Origin of the sequence: Edaphobacter modestus (assembly GCF_004217555.1) — a bacterium.
GTDB classification, from domain to species: domain Bacteria; phylum Acidobacteriota; class Terriglobia; order Terriglobales; family Acidobacteriaceae; genus Edaphobacter; species Edaphobacter modestus.
Genome location: NZ_SHKW01000001.1, coordinates 1,542,993 through 1,563,484, shown reverse-complemented (window position 1 = coordinate 1,563,484; position 20,492 = coordinate 1,542,993). Strand labels below are relative to the sequence as shown.

Below are 20,492 nucleotides of genomic sequence, written 5' to 3'. Positions count from 1 at the left end.
TTGTTTCTTCGCACACGCTGCAGTTCAATCATAACGACGCTGAGCATCGGCGCTCTGATTATAAGCGCCAGTGCTCAGAGCAATTCGGTTGAATTCGATTTATCATGGGTAAAGATATTCTTCGAACCAGCTTAAGGGACCACAACTCCTTTTAGATTGGTTGGTGGAGCTGGCACCGACGTATTTCCTGAATACTGGAAAGCTCCTCTATTCCAAACGCCATCGGGCCCAGGACGAGCGTTCCCCATGAAATCCACATTGTACGGAGCAGTTAGCGCTTGGCCACCTGTCCAGTTAGCATTCTGGCTAGTCAGAGTGAAGACGACATTTGGCCAGTCAGTAAAAGGATTGGGCGCTCCGGTTGGTATGATGATATCTGTTGAGTTGGTACCAGATTTGGGAGTTCCGGAGTTTAAGTAGGTGTTGTTACCTTCCGTCAACGATCCGCCGCAGAGTTGGAAATCTATTCTGTCTGATGGAGTGATCCCATAGAATAAATTGTTTTGCCAGATAAATGTATTGGGGTTTCCATCACAATGCGTTCCTAATGCTCCGGCATAATCAGCAGTGTAGTTGATAACATCATTTCCTATGAACGCCCAGTTTGTACACCTATTACCCGGATTGATGCAAGAAAAGATCCCATTTGAAGTGCCAGGACGCGTACTTCCAGAAGGACGCCAAATCACATTGTTGTAAATTGCGAAGTTGCTTGCTTGGCATCCTGTTAGGCAGACCCAAATTCCAGTGCCTTGAATGTCTTGAATCACATTGCTATGGAAGTCAACATTTGAGACATTTACCTCGCTGTACCATAGCTGGCCGTGACATGTCGACGAAGACTTATTTTGTTTAATGTAGCTGTTCTGAACAATAAAAGAAGTCGTCCATGGAATTTTGAAAAAGTCGCAACCAGAATCGTGAAAATAGACGTGATCAACTAAGAAGTCATCGCACGCCCCACGGCAACGTATCGCCTCTTCGGACTGTGAACCATTATTGGCGTCACCGCCACCCTGGATCTCTACATATTTGATAGTCCATGATGGTGAGCGATGTTGCCCATCATTGTTATTCCGGCCAATATCAAAGTCACTATCCTGTCCGATCCTTGCAGTAATTTTTAAGCCGCAATCGGAAGGGGTGGTCTGCGTTGTGGGGGATATTCCGCAACCGGGAATCGTTGATTTTCCATTTCCATCAAGTGTGAGATAGCCCGGCTGTGGAGTGTTACCGCTACCGAAGAATTCGCCCCAGTTGGCTTGTCCAGCACCCATTGTGCCTTGATTCCAGCCCGCTGATATATCGTTCGAACAACCGTCCGAAGATCTTCCGTAGTCGTAAGCCTGGGCTTTTTTTATCGTAATGCGTGTTGTATTCAAATTTGCCGTGCTAAAGGTGTAATTCCCGTAGTCGCCGTCAGCAAGATAATAAACGTCGCCGCGGGTTAGAGTTGACGGAAGGCTTTTCATACGATTGGACCAGTTCGATCCTGATCCATCCCCAGTCGAAGTTACACCGACGGCATGGCAAGCACCTAAACTAGGTATTACAGTTGCAATCCAAGAAACTATCAAGGCCGTAATGACTCGTTTTTGCATGATTTGATCTCCGGCGGCTGATCTTCTTGCAGAGGGAACGGGAAGTAGAGACCGTCTGCTTTTGAATTATCTCAGATGAGACATAGCCATTCCTAAACCATTGGCAGAACCCAAGGATGATAAATATGATGACAAATACAAAACCGTCAATGTCAATGACCTAACAAGAGTCTAATCCTAGCAACCCGATGTTAGACGGTAACTTAGACTGTTATTACTGATCGTTGCATAAGCGATCCTCGCGCGATCGGCGCCGTCACCCTCTATATGCCATTGCTCACCTTTCCCTACAAGGCGCATTTTGGCTCGCTGTCTCCACCAAGTATTAACTTCTCCGGGTGGTGCAATCCATAAACCCGCATTGCTGCGGATCTCGGATAAGTGAGCGAGTAGTTGAAGATACGCATCTCGGGATTTGGTCGTCTGAATGTAATCAGGGTGAACAATAAACGAGATTAGACCGTGCTGCTTCATGATCAAATCCATCTGCTCCCGCCACAAATCTAGAGAGTAAGTTTCCAAAACATTAAAAAGAGTGTGGTCCTGCGTCATTGTCACGGGGATTTCGAGGATGTCTCCAACGAAATAGGGCATGACGGTGCAACAGCCTCCACGTTGTGGATCTAAATGCGCCACATTTGGTACCGACATGTCGTAAGAGAATCGAAATTCGCTATACCATTCCTGATTCCGATAGAGGGCTCCGGAGCGAAAACCTTTGCTCTCAAATTGGTCAATGAAGGCATTGATTTTGAGTGCGGCTTGCCTGAATCTGTCATGATTATCATAAAGATGGCCATCATGTTTGAGGTCATGAACGTTGACCTCGAATCCTCTTGTCTTAATTGACGCCAGTATTTCTGGAGTCACAACATACCGGGCGTCGGGAATGAGCTGAAACGAACTTTTGATTGAGAAGGAATCATTGATATCCATCAATTGCGAAGTAAAAGCCAGGCCGGTAGCAGACTCAACGTCGTGCGTCATGATCGCGCAGCTTGATCGTGCCTCTGGCCAGAACCAGATGAACGGAATTTCGATGCCTCCCTGAGACTGTATTGCCAAATGCATGAGTCTTTCGAACATCTGGTCGATACTTCGATCTACGGGCCAGCGGGGAAAAGGCCTTTTCCTCCAATCTCTTAGCCAGATGCGTTGCAGATGGCGTCGAAAGGCAACCGGAAATGCAGGGCGTAAAGCGTAATACACCTCGCGAATGACATTCTTCCAAAAAGAGCTATCAACTGTCTTTTCGTACCGTTCAAACCTGAGGTTATCGGCGACCTCCGTTGGGCTAAACGGAAGTCGGCAAATCTTTCCATCGATTTGGGTGGATGCAAAGGCATCTGAGAGCTGAGCCTCCAAACTGTCGGTTGCTAATGGCGACTTGCCGTAACAGATCGCGTCCGGTCCAAATTTGAAATATCCCTCCTTCATGCTGGAAACCTGGTTCCAGAGGGGTTCAAGCTTGACAAGCGATTCAGGGCAGCGAAAATAATCAACAAATGCTTGATTCATGTATGGAAGGCTCTCAGGGGCTATCCCATGTGTCGGTAAAGTATATTGCCTACGCCAGCTAAGAGCGGGTCTGGTAATCGTGAAAGCGTATAGCGCATCAATGATGCGACACCGGTTTTTGAGAACGAGCTTTCGTTCTTGAGAGGCGAACCTCGGAAATATGTAATGTTTTTTGCTATGGCACCCAGATGTTCTTTGAAGGCAATGAGTCCGTCGTCTTCGTAATCTGAACGACCCAAATCAAATTCAGTCAAACCTGTCTCTTTCGCTTGTTGGATGACCTTCCAGAAAAGATAAGGAGTGCCACCCAGATTACTGAACGAAGAATCGGAGCAGCCATATTTGTAGACGATAGTGTCTCTATGGGTCAGGGTAAGAATACTGGCGATAGGCTTATCGTTTTTCGAAACCATGTGAATCTTCAACCGGTTGCCGAGAAAGTGCGCTAGATTGTTGAACCAAGATGCAGGAGGAGGAGGCAGTCGGTGCCGACGACGGGTAAGTAAAAAAAGGTAGCGAAAATTACGGAGCAGGCGTTCTGAGGACCCTCCCTCATAAAACAATTGCTCTTTCTCTGCGCGCTTGATCTTGCGCCGGATGCAACTCTCATGCATCCCACGGTAGAGGATAGCAATATCCTTACGAAGGTTTATCGATTGGAAACAAAAATGCTCGGTACCAGTTATGCTGGCGATACATGACAGCTTGTCACCTTCCAATGGTCTGAATTCTACGTATTTCATTCCTTTGGCATATGAATGCGACTGAAGGTGCTGAACAATCATGTTTATTGCATCTTGATCCGCCAATGGTTGACAGTGATCTGAAAATGGAAGAGAAACTAGCCGTTTTCCTGTCAATGAGCTTTTTATTTTGCAGAACACAATTGCATTATTTAGCTCCGGACCTTTTGATGTTGTAAGTGCAATTGGCTGGTAGCCATATGTGTGATGTAAGCTAGTCAGCCAATCCTTTGTATGGAATATTGTCGAGTCCGCATGTTGAATGACAAACTCGGACCATCTTGGATCGGTCAATGGATCTAACTCATACACCGCCACAATATGCTCCTTTATTGAATAGAACGGATTATACCAACGCAAGATCAAGAAGGTTCGAACAATTTATTATTCACCGATGTTAAAAGACTCAATACTACTGTCGATAGATAAACGTCCTAACCTTATTCATCTGCTCTTTTCGGAGAAAGTCGACAATTTCGGGAGGTACTAAGGGCAGCTCGGAGTTGAAGTAAGAAGAAAAAAAACCTGCTAGTCGCGCGATCGTCCCGACGCAGGCGGGGTGTTCGGGAAACCGTCGGGCGCACTTTACTAACTCAAACGCCGGATGACTTCCAACAGAAAAGTCCATTTTGCCTTCACGAAAACGGTGTCGCAGCAGGGAATCTGCTCCCCCCGTTACTCTGTGGTGCATTACTTTCAATTCGGGAAGGGCTCTGACATGCCATCCCTTACTGCGTGCGCGTATCTCTGCGTACCAATCTTCACCCCCATACTCCAACGCGATATAGCCTCCGATTTCGGAATAGCATTGTCTTCGCACCAGCTGCGCAGCATGAGCAACTGAGCTAATGCTATTGGACACTCGTGGACGAAAGGATGCTCCCCGCTTTTCATAGATAAGACCGCCGGCGATTCCAAGAGAAGGATTCAGTTGGAAACAACTGAGGAGACGTTCGAAGTACTCGTTATCAAAAGAAACGTCGGCATCGAGATTTCCCACATAATCGTGATCGCAGCTCAATATCTCATTGGACGCGGCCATCAATGCGTTGACCTTCGCGATCGTTCCCCGGTCACTATTTTTGTTAAGGCGGATGAGTCGCATGAAGCTATGTTTTGCGCAGTACTCCTTGACAATATTGTCCGTGTCATCTGTCGAGCGATCGCTGACGATGACCCATAGAGATGGGAGAGCAGTCTGCGCCAGAACAGTTTCTATGGTCGCACCAATAAGCTTAGCCTCATTGTGCGCGGCCGTCATAAGTACGTAGCGTTCCATATGTCGTTATAGGACCAAAGCGATCTGGAGATCTGGATTGATAAGTGAGTCAATGAGTTGGAGATACTCATGCTTGCGAGCGTCCCAAGTGTTGTCCTCTAGGTATCGTTTCGCATTCTCCGCCAACGATCGGCGCAGCTCGGGATTGTTCTTGAGGCGTAAGATCTGTTCCGCCAGCTGAAATTCGTCGTCGTTATCGTAGTATTGAATAATCGAGTCGTTATAATAGTACGCGTGAATCTTAGTTTTGGATGCGATTACAGGTACACCTAGGGACATGAATTCGAGAATCTTCGTACTTAGCGCTTCATTACCAAAAGCCGAGTTGGATCGCTTAGGTTCGATAGCGAGGTCGGTATTTGCCATCACTTGAGCGATATCGCGACTAGGTAAGAAGTTATGGAAGAAAATTCTATCTGCCATGGCAAGTTCATCCACCATGGCGATTAGGGATGTTTTGGCTGAGCCCTCCCCGTAGATATGGAACTCTGCTTCTGGTATCCGATCCGAGATACTGGCAAAAGCACGGATGGCAACATCAAGACCTTGGTGCCAGTTTAGTGAGCCTGGATAGGTGAGAATGAATTTCTGATCGTTACCTCGTTTATTGATCTCCTGTTTCGTAAAGATACTGAGGTCCGGGCGATTGCGGACTACACTGCACTTTTCTGCGGAAGAAGAACGAGAAGCGAGACGGTGACGCCACAAATGATTCGCGATGATGACGTGATTCGCAAATGCGGCTGAACAGCGCTCAGAGAATACGAGTGCCTTGAAGAGCAGGGAGTTGTGGCTGATGTTGAACTTACTTGCATAGAACTCAGGTAGGAGATCGTGAATGTCGAGAACAATACATCCTCCTCTCAGCTTTGGATAGATTGCCGAGAAGACGAGGAAGTCGGGAACATTGTGGACGTGAATTACGTCGTAAGGATGTTCATTGTATTTTCGAAAAAGAAACAGTGCTGACCGGAGAGCGAAGCGCGTAATGCGGCTGACATAGCTGAGAATGCCCTTTTCGTTCAAAATGCGATCCTGAATTCTATACAGATTTACACCGTCGAGCTGTTCAAAATCCGGCAATCCAGGGTCCCGCTTAAGGGCAATCACATCAACAATATCTCCCCGCTCCGCGAGGGATGCAGCATACTGGAGGATTCGTGTGTCCGTTTCGTAGAAGGCATAAGCGAGCATGCAGATTCGTAGCTTCTGTCTCTGGAGCGATGGAACATGTGCGCTGATGGTGTGGTGGTCGTTCATCAGCTTACTTGACGGTATGGATGACATGTTTTCCTCGATCCATCCCCAAAGTAGAGGATGGAGTATTTAGGCAGGGCTTCGGCGTCATGACTCACGTACAGTCACTTCGAGATGTATAAGATCAACGCCGGCAATGCCTTAAAGTGACAAGGTGCCGGATTCCTCGATCATCAAGCTTGCAATTATTGTTCCAAGCCTGAAATGTGAGTAAATTCATGCGATTACATAGACAGCACTGGAATTGAGGCTCTGCCATTAAAGGAAGTGGAGGATCCCGGTTCGGACGTTTGTCACTATGTGCAATACCTTGCACGCTTTCGACAATTACCGTTTCCGGTTTGTTTTCGCCTTTACCGCTCTGATCCCGCACGTTCATCCAAAAGATTTGTTCAGCAGAGCCGGATTTCGAAAGCTCGAGACCTGACGAGCAACTGTCTTGCATACTTTTTACAATTTGTTGGTTACAAAATCGATTTCGGGGACTTCCGATTAACTTCAGAAGGACGGTTATTTATTCAGCGGAGGTTCAAGGGGATGGGGTGAATGGCTTTTTTGCGAGTCATACGAATACTCATTTTGATTGACGCTTGACCCTGCGGAGCGGCACTGCATTATCCGGAAGGTGCAAGGCATCTTCAAGAATCAATGACAGATAGGTACTAAAGATTCCGCGTGCGTATTGTTCTCCGATATGCCAATTTAGGTTTCAGTAAGTGTACGAGCGACCGCTTTCGGGGAATTAACAAAGGGGTAGGTTGAGTGTCTGACCCGCTCTTAGCCATGTCGCAGAAGTAACAGCCGAAGGTATTACTAGTTTGGACTTATAGATGCATCTACTCCGTTCAAGTCACAATCGGAGTGTGCGCCATCAAAACCGAGCCGACAAGTCGCCTCTCTCTTCCGCTAGCGTTTCGATCCCTTGTAGCTCCTAAATGTTCGTTCGGGATGATCTTGCTTGTGTTTCTTGCGGTTTCGGGTCAGATGAAGGGTCAATGCAACAATCCGGCGAATGCCATTGTCGCGGAAAATTGCTTGCCTGGAAGCTCAGATTCGGAATGGGATGTAAAAAATGGTTTCGAGGGAGATCACTCGATTCAGGGGTTTGCCACCGACATCAGTGTAAACCGTGGCAGCACCATTTATTTCAAAATCGACACGCCGGCGCCATCGTACACAATCGACATCTATCGTATGGGTTATTACGGCGGAATGGGGGCGCATAAGGTTACGAGCATCACCCCGTCTGCAACCTTACCTCAGACCCAACCGGCATGCAGGACAGATACGACCGTCGGTTTGATGGATTGTGGGAACTGGGCCGTATCTGCGTCTTGGCCGGTCCCGGCAACTGCTACATCGGGCGTCTATTTTGCTCACTTAATCCGTCGGGATACGGGTGGGGATAGTCATATCGTCTTTATTGTTCGCAACGACTCAAGTAATTCACCCATTTTGTTCCAGACCGCCGATGAAACATGGCAAGCCTATAACTACTATGGCCTAGGGAGCGTCTACAGCCAGGATACTCCGGTCTGGGACCTTGCAGGGCGCTCGCTCAAGGTGAGTTATAACCGCCCATTTTATACCAGGAATTTTAACCAGGAAAATGTCACGTTTGTCTTTGGTGCTGAATTCGCGATGATTCAGTGGTTAGAACAGAACGGCTACGACGTCACCTATTTCACAGGGGTTGATGCAGCTCGATATGGAACGCTGATTAAAAACCATAAAGTTTATATGGATGCGGGCCATGATGAATATTGGTCAGGACCCCATCGGGCTAATGTGCAAGCCGCTCGCGATGCCGGCGTAAATCTTGCCTTCATCGGCGGCAACCAGATGTTTTGGAAGACCCGTTTGGAAAATAGTATAGATGGCTCGAATACACCAAACCGAACACTCGTCTGCTACAAAGAGACTTTGGCGTTTGCAAAGATCGATCCATCCCCAACATGGACCGGTACCTGGAGGGATTCGAGTCTGAGTCCGCCAGCGGATGGTGGTTTGCCAGAGAATAGTCTGATGGGCAGCTTGTTTATGGTCAATGGTACGAGCCCTGATAACGATGGTAGTTTGCAAATTCAGGTTCCTGCCGCAGATGGAAAGATGCGGTTCTGGCGGAATTCGGCGGTTGCCGGCCTCTCGGCGAATCAAACATACACTCTTCCGCTGGGGACGCTTGGCTTTGAGTGGGATGAGGACGTAGATAATGGATTTCGTCCTGCTGGAGTGTTTCATCTATCTACAACTACGCATACATTGACATCGGATTACCTATTGGATGCAGGTGCGACATACGGTGCCGGAACTGCAACTCATCATATGACGCTGTACCGCGCCCCCAGTGGAGCGCTGGTTTTCAATGCAGGGACTATCCAATGGTCCTGGGCATTGAACAGTAATCACGATAATCCGTTTCAATTCGATGCACAGACGGATAGAAACGCACAGCAAGCAACTGTGAATCTGCTCGCAGACATGGGAGTACAGCCGGCGACGTTGCAGGCAGGCGTTATGCCTGCGACCGCATCTACCGACTCGGCTCCTCCAGCTTCGGCGATCACTTATCCCACAGAGAATATGAGCATCAATACCGGAACTGCGGTCACCGTTACGGGAAATGCGATTGATGCTGGCGGGGGTGCAGTTGGCGCAGTCGAGGTTTCCGGGGATGGTGGAGCCACTTGGCATCCGGCGACCGGGCGTTCAAGTTGGAGTTATGTCTGGATACCGTCGGCAACGGGCCCCGCCACTTTGATGAGCCGAGCAGTGGATGACAGCGCGAACCTGGAGACGGCCCACGGCATTAATCTCAATGTTTTGCCGCAAGTATGTCCTTGCCGTATCTGGACTTCCTCCGTTACACCCCAAACCATTGATAGTGGTGACGGCAACGCGGTCGAAGTAGGGTTGAAGTTCCGAGCAGATTCGAACGGCTCGGTTTTGGGTGTTCGTTTTTATAAAGCAACAACAAATACAGGCACACATGTAGGGCATATCTGGTCCAGTTCAGGCGCGCTACTCGGAACCGCGACCTTTGCAGGGGAAAGCAGTTCTGGTTGGCAGCAAGTTAATTTCTCAAGCCCTATACCTGTTACGGCCAATACCACCTATGTTGTCTCTTATTTGGCACCGTCTGGCCACTATTCCGTAAATTCCGGCTTTTTTGCCCAATCAGGAGTGAACAACCCCCCTCTTCACGCACTAGCGGATGGTGTAGATGGTTTGAATGGTGTTTATACGTATGGCGCGACCGGTGGATTCCCAACCTCGAGTTCCCAGTCGGGCAATTACTGGGTAGACGTGGTTTTTACCTCCTCCAACACCTACAATATCTCCGGAGCGATTAGCGGAGCCAGTGGTGCGGGAGCGACAGTGGCTTTGACGGGGGCGGCGACAGCTTCCACTACGGCGGATACGTCGGGTAACTATAGTCTTAACGGGCTGGTGAATGGAGCGTATTCGATAACTCCTAGCAAGCCGGGCGTAACCTTCAGCCCGGGGAACCTTCCAGTAACGATCAATAACACATCAGTGTCAGGCGCAAACTTCACTGCCACTGTAACCAATCCACAGACAATCTCCGGTACGATCACAGGGCCCGGAGGATCTGGCGCGACAGTAAATTTAGGCGGAGCTGCAACCGCGACAAGTACAGCGGATTCATCCGGGAACTATTCTTTTACCGGTCTTCCCGGTGGCAGCTATAGTGTTGAACCCTCGGCAGTAGGAATTATATTCACTCCTGGGGTGCGCTCCGTCGTCCTCTCAGGAGCTGGTGCTGCAGGTGTAAATTTCCAGGCCCAAACGTGCAACTGCATCTCTATTTGGCCAGCTTCCGCCACCCCAGCGATAGTGGATAGCAATGACGCCACTCCTGTCGAAGTTGGTGTCAAATTTGTCAGCACACTGCCGGGCGTAATCTACGGTTTGCGCTTTTATAAGGCAAGCGCAAACACCGGTACCCACGTCGGGCATCTCTGGTCTAGCACTGGAACTCAGCTTGCGAGTGCGACATTCACAGGAGAGACTGCATCTGGATGGCAGCAGATCATATTTTCGACGCCGATCTCGGTGACACCAAACGTTACATACGTCGCTTCATATTTTGCACCAAATGGACACTACTCAGCAGATACAAATTATTTTGCAAGCAACGGAGTGAACACCCCACCACTGCAGGCTTTGGCGAGCACCACGAACTCATCAAATGGGATCTATCTTTATTCTTCTAGTGGCGGCTTCCCAACAAACAGCTACGCTTCGAGCAATTATTGGGTCGATGTTCTTTTTGTGGCTGATCAATCGCATGCCGTGAGTGGAATCGTGACTGGTCCGGGAGGAGCGGGAGCAACCGTTACACTGACTAACGACTCTGGAACCATTACCACAACAGCAGATTCTTCAGGAAAGTACCTATTCAACGGTGTCACCGCGGGTTCGTATTCGGTAAGGCCGAGCAATACGAATGCCGCGTTTATCCCCGCAGTTCAAAATGTTCTTGTCAGCAGCGCCGATATAACCGGATTGAACTTTGTCGGATCGAGTCTCTGCCCGTGTGGCACGATTTGGCAGCCCTCTGCTTTGCCGGCCGTTATTGACTCAGGAGATGGATCTTCGGTCGAGACGGGGGTGAGATTCCAGGCCGACTATGACGGCTACATTCTCGGCGTCCGCTTTTATAAGGCTGCAGCGAATACGGGCAGCCATATTGGAAATCTCTGGTCGGCTGCTTCGGGGAGTTTACTTGCCACTGGTGGATTCACTGCCGAAAGCGGGACCGGATGGCAGCAGGTCATGTTTGCCAATCCAGTGCCTGTTTCCGCAAATACTCCTTATGTTGCATCCTATTTCAGTCCACAAGGACACTATTCCGCTACCAACCTCCTTTTTGCAAGCGCAGGTGTAGACAGTCCTCCACTCCATGCTTTGGTCAATACTGCAAGTGAGCCCAACGGGCTATTTTCCTATTCTCCGACGAGCACATATCCGACCCAAGACTATAACGCCACCAACTATTGGGTCGATGTAGTCTATGCTCGAGCGACGGCGTTTTCGATAAGCGGGATAGTATCAGGTCCAGGGGCAGCAGGGACGTCCGTTACGCTTAGTGGTCCGAGCGGTACGTCTAGTACTGTTGCTGATGCTGCGGGTAACTATCGCTTCAACGGGCTCGCTAACGGGACATATACCGTCACCCCAACTGGCGCGAGTGGAGTAACGTTTGGCCCCTTCAGCCAGAATGTAACGATCAGCGGGGGACACGTTTTTGGTATCAACTTTACTGCTTCACAGCTTACTTATTCGATTTCGGGAACAATTAGTGGAGTATCAGGTGACCCTGTAGTGCTTTCGGGAGCCTCGAATGCGATAACGACGACCGATAGCTTAGGAAACTACACCTTTACCGGCCTGCTTAACGGATCTTATACGGTTACTCCAGGAGCCGTAGGATATGTAATCAACCCCTCAAGCCAGAACGTTACCGTAAGTGGAGCAAATGTCTCCTCGGTAAACTTTACCGGATCAAGCTTAGCGTATTCGATCAGCGGTGTGATTACAGGCGGAGCCGGAGCCATCGTAACTCTCGCGGGAGCAGCTAACGTAACGACTACTGCGGATAGTTCTGGAAATTTCAGCTTTCCAGGTCTCACCAACGGTTCGTATACTGTAACCCCATCACGTGTAGGCATGGTTTTCAACCCCGCAAGTTTGGCGGCTACAGTCTTTGGAGCAAATGTCACCAACGCTAATTTTGTGGTGCCGGCAAACTGCCCATGCAACACGATCTGGCAACCTTCAGCTACACCTGTAACGGTAGATCCAGGGGATACCCATTCGACCGAAGCCGGAGTCGTCTTCCGAGCGGATTCGGACGGATACATCGCAGGAATCCGGTTCTACAAGGGATCGGCTAATACCGGGACACACAAAGGCAATCTCTGGTCAAATTCCGGAGCTTTGCTCGGTACAGCTGATTTCAGCAATGAAACCGCGTCGGGTTGGCAGCAGGTGATGTTCAGCAGTCCTGTTCCCGTGGTGGCAAATACTCCTTACGTAGGGTCGTATTTTGCTCCGGTTGGACACTATTCAGGAGATTCACAGTTCTTCGCTACCGGAGGTGTCGATGTTCCACCTTTGCACGCGCTGCAGAATGGCGTTGCTGGTTCGAACGGTATCTATATCTACACTTCGACCAGTGTTTTTCCGACGTCTACCTTCAACGCAGCAAATTATTGGGTTGATGTTATATACCTTCCAACTGCGACCTATAGTGCCACCGGAAGCATTACCGGAGGTGGTGGAGTTAGTGCTACTCTAAACCTCAGTGGAGCTAAAACGGCTACCATCACTGCTGATTCTTCGGGCAACTTCAGCTTCTCTGGTCTAGCGAATGGGACCTACACCATAACTCCAAACACCGCTAACGGTTATGGCTATAGCCCCGCGAGTCAAACAATTACAATTAATAACGCGCATGCTCTGGGCTTAACCTTTACAAGCCAGCAGACCTATGCAGTTAGCGGTACTGTGAGTGGTCCCGGAGGGCCAAATGCTCTGGTGGCGCTAAGTGGGACCGCTACGGCTACGGTTACGGCAAATTCGTCCGGTGTTTATACCCTTGCGGGACTTGCCAACGGTTCGTACACCGTTACACCAACCAAAACCGGCTATGTCTTCTCACCGGCCAGCCAACCCGTAGCGGTGAGTGGAGCTAATGCCACTGCGAATTTCAATTCTACTGCTCAGACCTATACGATTAGCGGCACTATTAGCGGAGGAGGTGGTGCCAGTGCAACTGTAAAGCTGACTGGAGCAACGACGGCCACCGTCACGGCAAATTCTTCCGGTGTTTATACCCTTGCGGGACTTGCCAACGGTTCGTACACCGTTACACCAACCAAAACCGGCTATGTCTTCTCACCGGCCAGCCAACCCGTAGCGGTGAGTGGAGCTAATGCTACTGCGAATTTCAGTTCCGCTGCTCAGACCTATACGATTAGCGGCACTATTAGTGGAGCAGGTGGGGTTAGCGCAACTGTAAAGCTGACTGGAACTACAACGGCCACCGTTACGGCAAATGCTTCCGGGGTCTATACCTTTACCGGAGTTGCCAACGGTTCCTATACGGTCACACCAACTAAAGCCGGATACGTGTTTACACCTGCTACCCGATCCGTCACAGTGAATGGGGCTAATACAACCGCGAATTTTTCATCCACCAAAACGTACAGCATCAGCGGCACGATAAGCGGAGGCGGTGGAGCAGGGGCGACAGTAAAACTGACTGGAGCCGGGACAGCGACCGTTACGGCAAGTTCATCCGGTGCCTATACCATCTCAGGTCTGGTCAGCGGTTCCTATACGGTTACGCCAAGCAGATCGGGACATATCTTCATTCCATCCAGCCGTTCAGCTACTGTGGGTACCTCGGATGTCACTGGCCTGAACTTTACTTCGTTTTAGGACGGAGCTGGTTCTACGAAGCGGAATCGCGTTGAGATTTTGGCCCGCTCGTGAGGGGCGGGTGATCATTAATTTTCCTTTGCGTTGATCCCTCCCCACTCTATAGTATTGATGTGATACCGTCAGCAGATCGTTCATTTCTCTTTGTGGTTCAACCGTTTAGATCAGCAGGAGTCGGATCTGGGCATCGGTGGAGTGGCCGAACTTCCGGACTCTGCAAGGCTGGCATCGCAGCTTTGTTTGCTTTATTTGCCACTCCAGGTTGGCCGCAGAGCGCGAAGGCAACTACTCAAAACCAACATTCACGCGTAGAGGCGGCGAGCGGAACTCATCAGCAGAACGGCCAAGCACCAGCCAAACAGTCTGAGGAAGCAGGGGTGACCCGCACCTACTTCATTGGCGCAGATGAAGTAGACTGGGACTACACTCCTCAAGGAAGAAACCTGGCCGGAATTCCTCATCCCGAGGCAGGAGAAAATGAATCAGCGTCCGGAATCAATCACAGGATTTACCATAAGGCGATTTACCGGGAGTATACGGATGCGACATTCAAGACGGTTAAAGTCCGTCCTCAGCAGTGGTCGCATCTGGGGATCCTCGGGCCGCTGATTCGTGCTGAGGTGGGTGATTCGATACGGGTCGTCTTCCGGAATAACACACACCTCACTGTAACGATGCATCCGCATGGAGTCCAGTACACAAAAGATTCAGAAGGCGCCACGTACAACGATGGCACAAGCGGAACCGTAAAGGCTGATGACGCTATTCACCGCGGCGGCACCTACACGTACATATGGACCGTACCAGAACGCAGCGGTCCTGGTCCCATGGATGGAAGCTCTGTCCTATGGATGTATCATTCGCATTTTGTCGAATCGACAGACATCAATACCGGGCTCATCGGCCCAATTATTGTGACCCGGAAGGGAAGCGCCAGACCTGACGGCTCACCCAAAGATGTCGATCGCGAGTTCATTACAGATTTTGCAGTCTTCGATGAAACCGATAGCTGGTTTTTTGAGGGAAATGTAGGAAAGCAAGCCAGAATAGCTCGCATGAAGACGACTGACCCATTGCTGCGCGATCAAAATCTGCTTTATTCCCTCAATGGCTATATCGAGGGTAATTTGCCGATGTTGACGATGCGAAAGGGAGAGCGGGTACGATGGTATCTGCTCTCGAACAGCAATGAAGACGATGTACATATGGCACATTGGCACGGAAACACCGTCACATGGAACAACATGAGGATGGATACGCTATTTCTTGGCCCGATGGCGATGGCGACTGCAGACATGATTCCCGATGGCGAAGGAGTCTGGCTCTTTCATTGTCATGTGAATGATCATTATTCTGGCGGCATGGTTGCAAGATATCAAGTGTTGCCGTGAAACCTCAATTCTTGAGGCGTTCCTTTCTGTAGTTTACAGACGAGTGGGCCATGTAGACCTTTCCCACATGGGGCAAGTGGAGAGTGCCATGAAATGACGCAGTCGAAGCACCAGCATCTCCGAGGTCTGATATATCCAGTTCCTGATCCGCGGTTTCATTTCTCGGCGTGCATTTTACCCGGCGTATCGAGGCGGACCGAACGCCGTACTGGCATTGAAACGCGAAGGCTATCTAAAGAGATCATTCGACGCTAGCGATGTGATGGAATTCGCCACGTTTCCAGGATTCTGGTAGATGGCGGCGAAGTATTGGCAGACTTCTTTGGGAGAGTACTATCGTTCGCGGAACAAAGCTGCCTTTTGTTCGCGCTCTGCAGCGGTTAATGCCAGATATTACGGCTGAAGATTTGATACCGGGCGGATCAGGGGTTCGCGCGCAAGCTTTGGATACACACGGAAAACTTGTCGACGACTTTTACTTGCTTACACAGGCGGGATGGTTCATGTATGCAATGTGCCGTCACCTGCGGCTACCGCTTCACTGGCAACTGGAAAGTACATCGTAGACACAGCGATCCATCGAATGAATCAACTGAAGATTGTAACGAATGCGAACTACAGGGCGCTTGCGGGCCACACTCGCACAGTTGTAGGCTCGTTTTTTGAACTCCTATCTCGCGATAGAGTAAAGGACCTCGATGATATAGTCTTGATCGGCTTCGGTCATCTGATGGAACAACGGGAGAATGAGTGCGGTATCGGTTACGAGATTCGTTTTTGGCAAAGCGGTTTCCCACTGCTCTGAGCGATAAGGTAGCTCCCGGTGGATTGCCATGATCGCTCTCCGGCTAGAAATGTTCTTCTCGAGCAACCTCTGCATGATTAAATCGCGTTTTGCGGCTGAAGCATCAACCAAGCGAATCATGTACGACTGATAGTTGTGACGGCAGTTCGAAGGAACGGATGGTGTTTCGAGCCAGGGGAGGGGTTGGAGTGCTTCATCGTAGCGTGAGGCTAAATGTCGGCGCCTTTGCAGAAAACTCTGCAGGCGGTCGAGCTGTACAACTCCCATAGCGGCCTGCATGTCGGTCATGCGAAAGTTATAACCTACTTCGTCATAGGTTTCGGCCGTCACTTGTTTTGCGTTATGACGGACAACATCAGACAAGCTCATTGCGTGTTGCCGTAGCTTGCGGAGTTTGTCGGCTAGGTCGGCGTCATTTGTCGTGATCATGCCGCCCTCGCCGGTCGTCAAGATCTTGCGAGGATGGAAGCTGAAGCATGCCATTGTGCCCAGCGGCTTCCCAATAAGGTTGCCCTCATATTCTGATCCGATAGCGCAGGCTGCATCTTCGATGACGGCCAGGCCATACTTTTTAGCAACCACCAAAATCCCTTTCATTTCGGCGGACAAGCCGATCTGGTGAACTACCAGAATCGCCTTGGTGCGTGGAGTGATTAGTCCCTCAAGTGCCGAGGGATCAAGATTGTACGTTGCGAGATCGATGTCGCAGAAGACCGGGGTAGCGCCCACATAGGCAATTGAATTCGCGGTAGCGATAAAGGAGAGGCTCGGGCAGATAACTTCATCGCCGGAACCGATCCCGCTTGCCACCAAGGCAAGATGAAGCGCCGTGGTGCATGAAGATACGGCGACCGAGTGATCGCAGCCGATATACGCCGAGAATTCTCTTTCGAACTCAGCAACGCGAGGGCCCTGAGTCACCCAACCCGAACGTAGAACCTCAATGACTGCGTGCTCTTCCTCCGCACCGATGAAAGGTCGGGCGACTGGGATCATTGCTGCGGCTTGTACTGAGATGGTGGTCACTTTGTGCTCCCCGTTGTTGCAGTTAGCTCGAACTTAACTTGATCGCGCCATTCGATAAGCAACTTCAGGCCCGTCTCAAGATCGACGCCTGCTTTGAAGCCAAGCATTCTTTCTGCTTTCTCAATAGCTGCTCGTCTCGCTTGAACGTTATTGACCTTACGGGCCTCGAGATACTCAGGGTTGAGTTTTGACCCAGTGACTTTCAGTAGTGAGTGGCAGAGCTCATTTAAATTTGTTTGAACGCCCGTCCCTACATTGAAGACTTCATCAGTTGTGTCGGATACAAGGCCAGCGACATTCGCTCTGGCAACATCATCGACATAAACGAAGTCCATCGACTGAGAACCGTCGCCGAAGATCTTAGGCGACTGACCTCCTTCGATCGCATCCATCCAGCGAACCAAGACCTCGGTATAAACACCATCGAGATCCATCCTGGGTCCGTAGATATTGAAGTACCGAAATGCTACATAGGGCAGCTTGAACATTTCGTAATAAGAGCGAAGCATCTGTTCATTAGCGATTTTCCCCGCACCATACAGTGTGCGATTGTTGAATGGGTGACTCTCATCCATCGGCAGATAAGACGGATCACCGTAGACCGAAGCGGAAGAAGCAGCAACAACCTTTTTGACCTTGTGGCGGACCGCGCTTTCCAGGACATTTGATGTGCCATCTACTAGAACTTGAACGGCCTCCCGCGGAGCTTCCGCGCAACGAGTAATTCTCAACGCTGCCTGATGGAATACGTAGTCGACACCCTCGGTTAGACTATCCACCATATCTGCATCGCGGATATCACCAGCAACAAGCGTAAGACGCCCAGTCTTCTGAGCTGCCTCTAGATTGCGAGTGTTTCCGCGGATGAAATTATCAAGGACCCGTACTTCGGCGGCTCCCCCGCTCAAGAGTTGATCCACGGTGGCACTTCCTACAAATCCAGCCCCACCAGTTACGAGTATCCTTGTACCCTCAATAGGATTCATTTGCTCCCCTTCTGCTCCGCTGACTCATTGGCTTCCATAGTCCTTTGAATTACTAGAATCTCGTGTATTGTTGCTACTGGCGATAACGGATAACTTTTGCCGGTATACCGGCTACAACAGCATATTCGGGCACATCAGTTGTCACAACGGCACCTGCGCCTACGATGGCGTTGGCGCCCACGTGAACGCCAGGAAGGATTGTTGCATTGGTGCCGATGTCTGCTCCATAGCCGATAACGACCGGCTTAATCGTAAGCTCGGTCGCAATGATGGGAACATCGATTGGATCGCCGGTATGTGAAGAGCCAAGCACCTTGGCGCCCGGACCCCATCCAACATAATCTTCTATAACCAAATTTCGCGCGTCGAAGTAGGCGTGAGGGCCAATCCAGACATGGCTGCCAATACGGCATGTACCATCATAACGACCTTGAATCATTGTTTGCGATCCGATGAAGACGGCGTCGCCCAGTTCCATGGTATCGGCATGTTTTAGGACGATTCCGGGTCCGGTCTCGAGGGAATGCCCCGCAGTCCGGCACATTGCCCGAACGAGCACTCGTCGCATCTGTGACTCAAAGGGACTCTCTTCATTCCTATATCTGGAAAAAAGAGCCAGCAACTCCGATGGCGAGTAAGTCTGCTTCAGGTGAGAAGCGAACTCCCACTCCCAAGAGGGATCTTCCACGAGCTTTTTGCTTCCGAAGACAGCAGGTACCGTCCTCGCTTCCGAGGCGATCGTAAATTCGTGGTCAACCGACATAACAACTCTCCTTCAGTTCCGAGACGACTCGCCCAATCGCTTCAGAATGGATTCCTGGATACATAGGGAGCGACAGGATACGGTCCTTTACTCTCTCGGTAACGGGAAAATCTCCCTCTTTGTAAGAGAGGAAACGATACGCCTCCTGAAGATGTAAAGGTGTCGGATAGTGCAATCCGGACTCGATGCCGGCTTCCGACAATTGCTCGCGAAGTGAATCGCGCTTATTCGATTGAATAACGTAAAGGTGATAGACGTGCCGGTTGTAAGGCATTTCGGTCGGGACTTCAACTTCTGTCCCCCTCAGTGCCGCGTCATATTCAGCTGCGGCCACTCTGCGCTGATTGTTCCAGCGATCGAGATACTTCAGCTTCACAGAAAGAATTCCACCCTGAATTCCCTCCATTCTCATATTTAGTCCCGGAAAGACGTGCTCGTAGCGCTTGGAGGATCCGTGATCCCGCCACAGCCTAATCCGGTGAGCGAGCTCCGCATCGTTGGTAGTAACAGCCCCCCCTTCGCCGCAGGCACCGAGATTCTTTCCTGGGTAAAAGCTGAAACATCCGGCAACTCCGAACGATCCGGCTCTCCGACCCTTGTACTCCGCACCGTGGGCCTGGCATGCATCTTCAATAACAGGTATGCCGTGGCGGTCAGCAATCTCCTGAATCGAATCCATGTCCGCTGTCTGTCCATAGAGATCTACCGGAATGATGGCACGGGTTCTGCTAGTGATCGCTGCTTCAAGCAAGTTGGGATCCATTGTGAAGCTTACGGGGTCGATGTCGACAAACACCGGTCGTGCGCCAACAGCCGAGATGGCCTCAGCAGTTGCAATGAACGTATGCGGGACGGTGATTACCTCGTCTCCGTTACCAATATTGAGTGCAGCTAATGCAAGATGTAATGCTGCAGTCCCGGTGTTTACAGCGACACAGTGGCTTGTTCCAACATATGCAGCGAACTCCTGCTCGAACCGTTGAACTTCCGGGCCCAACACAAAGGCCGAGCTATTGAGAACACGGTCAAATACTTCCCGAAGCTCATCATTGATTTCATCGTGCAGGGATCTAAGATCGACAAAGGGAATCTTCATGCTTCCTCCACTATTTTCAAAAAACGAGCAGGATTACCGGCCACAACAGTGTTTGGTGGAACATCACGAGTGACAACGCTGCCTGCACCTACAATGGCAGATTCACCAATCGTGACTCCGCAGAGAATTGTGCAGCTTGTTCCTATGGATGCGCCTCGCTTTACGACTGTCGGTACAACCTGCCAGTCTGCCTCGTTCTGCAAGCTACCGTTAGAATTTGTGGCTCGAGGATGCTTATCGTTAATAAACGAGACATTATGTCCAATAAAGACGTCATCCTCTATCTTGACTCCCTCGCAGATGAAAGTATGGCTCGAGACTTTGACATTCTTGCCGATTTCCGCGTTTTTTTGAATCTCGACAAAGGTTCCAATCTTACTGTTATCTCCGATGGAACAACCGTAAAGATTGACGAATGCAAAGATACGCACACCGACACCCAGCCTGACATCCGGAGCGATACGACTAAACTCTGCCGAGACCGCATGATGCGGAGTCTGCGCAACATCTGTACTATGATCCATCTGAAGCGGATCCCTCGCGAGTTGACTTATCAT

The 20,492-nt window shown here is 50.2% G+C and carries 12 protein-coding genes; 2 read left to right on the top strand and 10 right to left on the bottom strand.

Annotated features, from left to right (window positions below; translation table 11 throughout):
• Positions 1-131: 131 nt before the first annotated feature.
• From BDD14_RS06560 to BDD14_RS06540, 5 genes are all read right to left on the bottom strand, one after another.
• Positions 132-1,601, bottom strand: a complete 1,470-nt coding sequence (locus tag BDD14_RS06560) for a hypothetical protein (protein ID WP_130418104.1) — start codon at positions 1,599-1,601, stop codon at positions 132-134.
• A gap of 177 nt (positions 1,602-1,778) precedes the next feature.
• On the bottom strand, positions 1,779-3,119 hold the full coding sequence (locus tag BDD14_RS06555; RefSeq protein ID WP_130418103.1) for a polysaccharide deacetylase family protein: 1,341 nt from the start codon (positions 3,117-3,119) through the stop codon (positions 1,779-1,781).
• Positions 3,120-3,139: 20 nt separating this feature from the next.
• A complete protein-coding gene (locus BDD14_RS06550; protein ID WP_130418102.1) occupies positions 3,140-4,180 on the bottom strand; it encodes a GNAT family N-acetyltransferase in 1,041 nt (346 codons plus the stop codon).
• A 94-nt stretch (positions 4,181-4,274) separates the two neighbouring features.
• Positions 4,275-5,141, bottom strand: coding sequence for a glycosyltransferase family 2 protein (locus BDD14_RS06545; RefSeq protein WP_130418101.1), 867 nt, complete (start codon positions 5,139-5,141; stop codon positions 4,275-4,277).
• Positions 5,142-5,147: 6 nt separating this feature from the next.
• Positions 5,148-6,428, bottom strand: a complete 1,281-nt coding sequence (locus BDD14_RS06540) for a glycosyltransferase family 4 protein (RefSeq protein WP_130418100.1) — start codon at positions 6,426-6,428, stop codon at positions 5,148-5,150.
• A 930-nt stretch (positions 6,429-7,358) separates the two neighbouring features.
• Between BDD14_RS06540 and BDD14_RS06535 the strand changes: the two genes are divergently transcribed.
• Positions 7,359-13,868, top strand: a complete 6,510-nt coding sequence (locus BDD14_RS06535) for a DUF4082 domain-containing protein (RefSeq protein ID WP_242618229.1) — start codon at positions 7,359-7,361, stop codon at positions 13,866-13,868.
• A 377-nt stretch (positions 13,869-14,245) separates the two neighbouring features.
• Positions 14,246-15,259, top strand: coding sequence for a multicopper oxidase domain-containing protein (locus tag BDD14_RS06530; protein ID WP_242617778.1), 1,014 nt, complete (start codon positions 14,246-14,248; stop codon positions 15,257-15,259).
• Positions 15,260-15,929: 670 nt separating this feature from the next.
• On the opposite strand, the gene BDD14_RS06525 is transcribed toward BDD14_RS06530, so the two are convergent.
• The 5 genes from BDD14_RS06525 to BDD14_RS06505 all read right to left on the bottom strand — a co-directional run bounded on the left by BDD14_RS06525 (position 15,930) and on the right by BDD14_RS06505 (position 20,459).
• Entirely contained in the window at positions 15,930-17,090 is a 1,161-nt protein-coding gene (locus BDD14_RS06525) for a DegT/DnrJ/EryC1/StrS family aminotransferase (protein WP_242617777.1), read from the bottom strand.
• The gene (locus BDD14_RS06520; protein ID WP_207231694.1) at positions 17,087-18,076 is read right to left on the bottom strand and encodes an NAD-dependent epimerase/dehydratase family protein; all 990 of its coding nucleotides are present in this window, start codon (positions 18,074-18,076) and stop codon (positions 17,087-17,089) included. The genes BDD14_RS06525 and BDD14_RS06520 overlap by 4 nt, the downstream gene beginning before the upstream one ends.
• A gap of 73 nt (positions 18,077-18,149) precedes the next feature.
• Positions 18,150-18,839, bottom strand: coding sequence for an acyltransferase (locus BDD14_RS06515; RefSeq protein ID WP_130418097.1), 690 nt, complete (start codon positions 18,837-18,839; stop codon positions 18,150-18,152).
• Positions 18,829-19,935 (bottom strand): DegT/DnrJ/EryC1/StrS family aminotransferase, encoded by a 1,107-nt coding sequence (locus BDD14_RS06510; protein ID WP_130418096.1) that lies wholly within the window; start codon positions 19,933-19,935, stop codon positions 18,829-18,831. Before BDD14_RS06510 ends, BDD14_RS06515 begins: the two co-directional genes overlap by 11 nt.
• Complete coding sequence (locus tag BDD14_RS06505) at positions 19,932-20,459, bottom strand: acyltransferase (RefSeq protein WP_130418095.1); 528 nt, start codon at positions 20,457-20,459, stop codon at positions 19,932-19,934. The genes BDD14_RS06510 and BDD14_RS06505 overlap by 4 nt, the downstream gene beginning before the upstream one ends.
• Positions 20,460-20,492 lie beyond the last annotated feature (33 nt).

Bases quoted from the DNA above. Each gene is read 5' to 3' on its own strand.
- BDD14_RS06560 (WP_130418104.1), bottom strand. From the start codon at position 1,601: ATGCAAAAACGAGTCATTACGGCCTTGATAGTTTCTTGGATTGCAACT.
- BDD14_RS06555 (WP_130418103.1), bottom strand. From the start codon at position 3,119: ATGAATCAAGCATTTGTTGATTATTTTCGCTGCCCTGAATCGCTTGTC.
- BDD14_RS06545 (WP_130418101.1), bottom strand. From the start codon at position 5,141: ATGGAACGCTACGTACTTATGACGGCCGCGCACAATGAGGCTAAGCTT.
- BDD14_RS06540 (WP_130418100.1), bottom strand. From the start codon at position 6,428: ATGTCATCCATACCGTCAAGTAAGCTGATGAACGACCACCACACCATC.
- BDD14_RS06520 (WP_207231694.1), bottom strand. From the start codon at position 18,076: ATGAATCCTATTGAGGGTACAAGGATACTCGTAACTGGTGGGGCTGGA.
- BDD14_RS06515 (WP_130418097.1), bottom strand. From the start codon at position 18,839: ATGTCGGTTGACCACGAATTTACGATCGCCTCGGAAGCGAGGACGGTA.
- BDD14_RS06510 (WP_130418096.1), bottom strand. From the start codon at position 19,935: ATGAAGATTCCCTTTGTCGATCTTAGATCCCTGCACGATGAAATCAAT.
- BDD14_RS06505 (WP_130418095.1), bottom strand. From the start codon at position 20,459: ATGGATCATAGTACAGATGTTGCGCAGACTCCGCATCATGCGGTCTCG.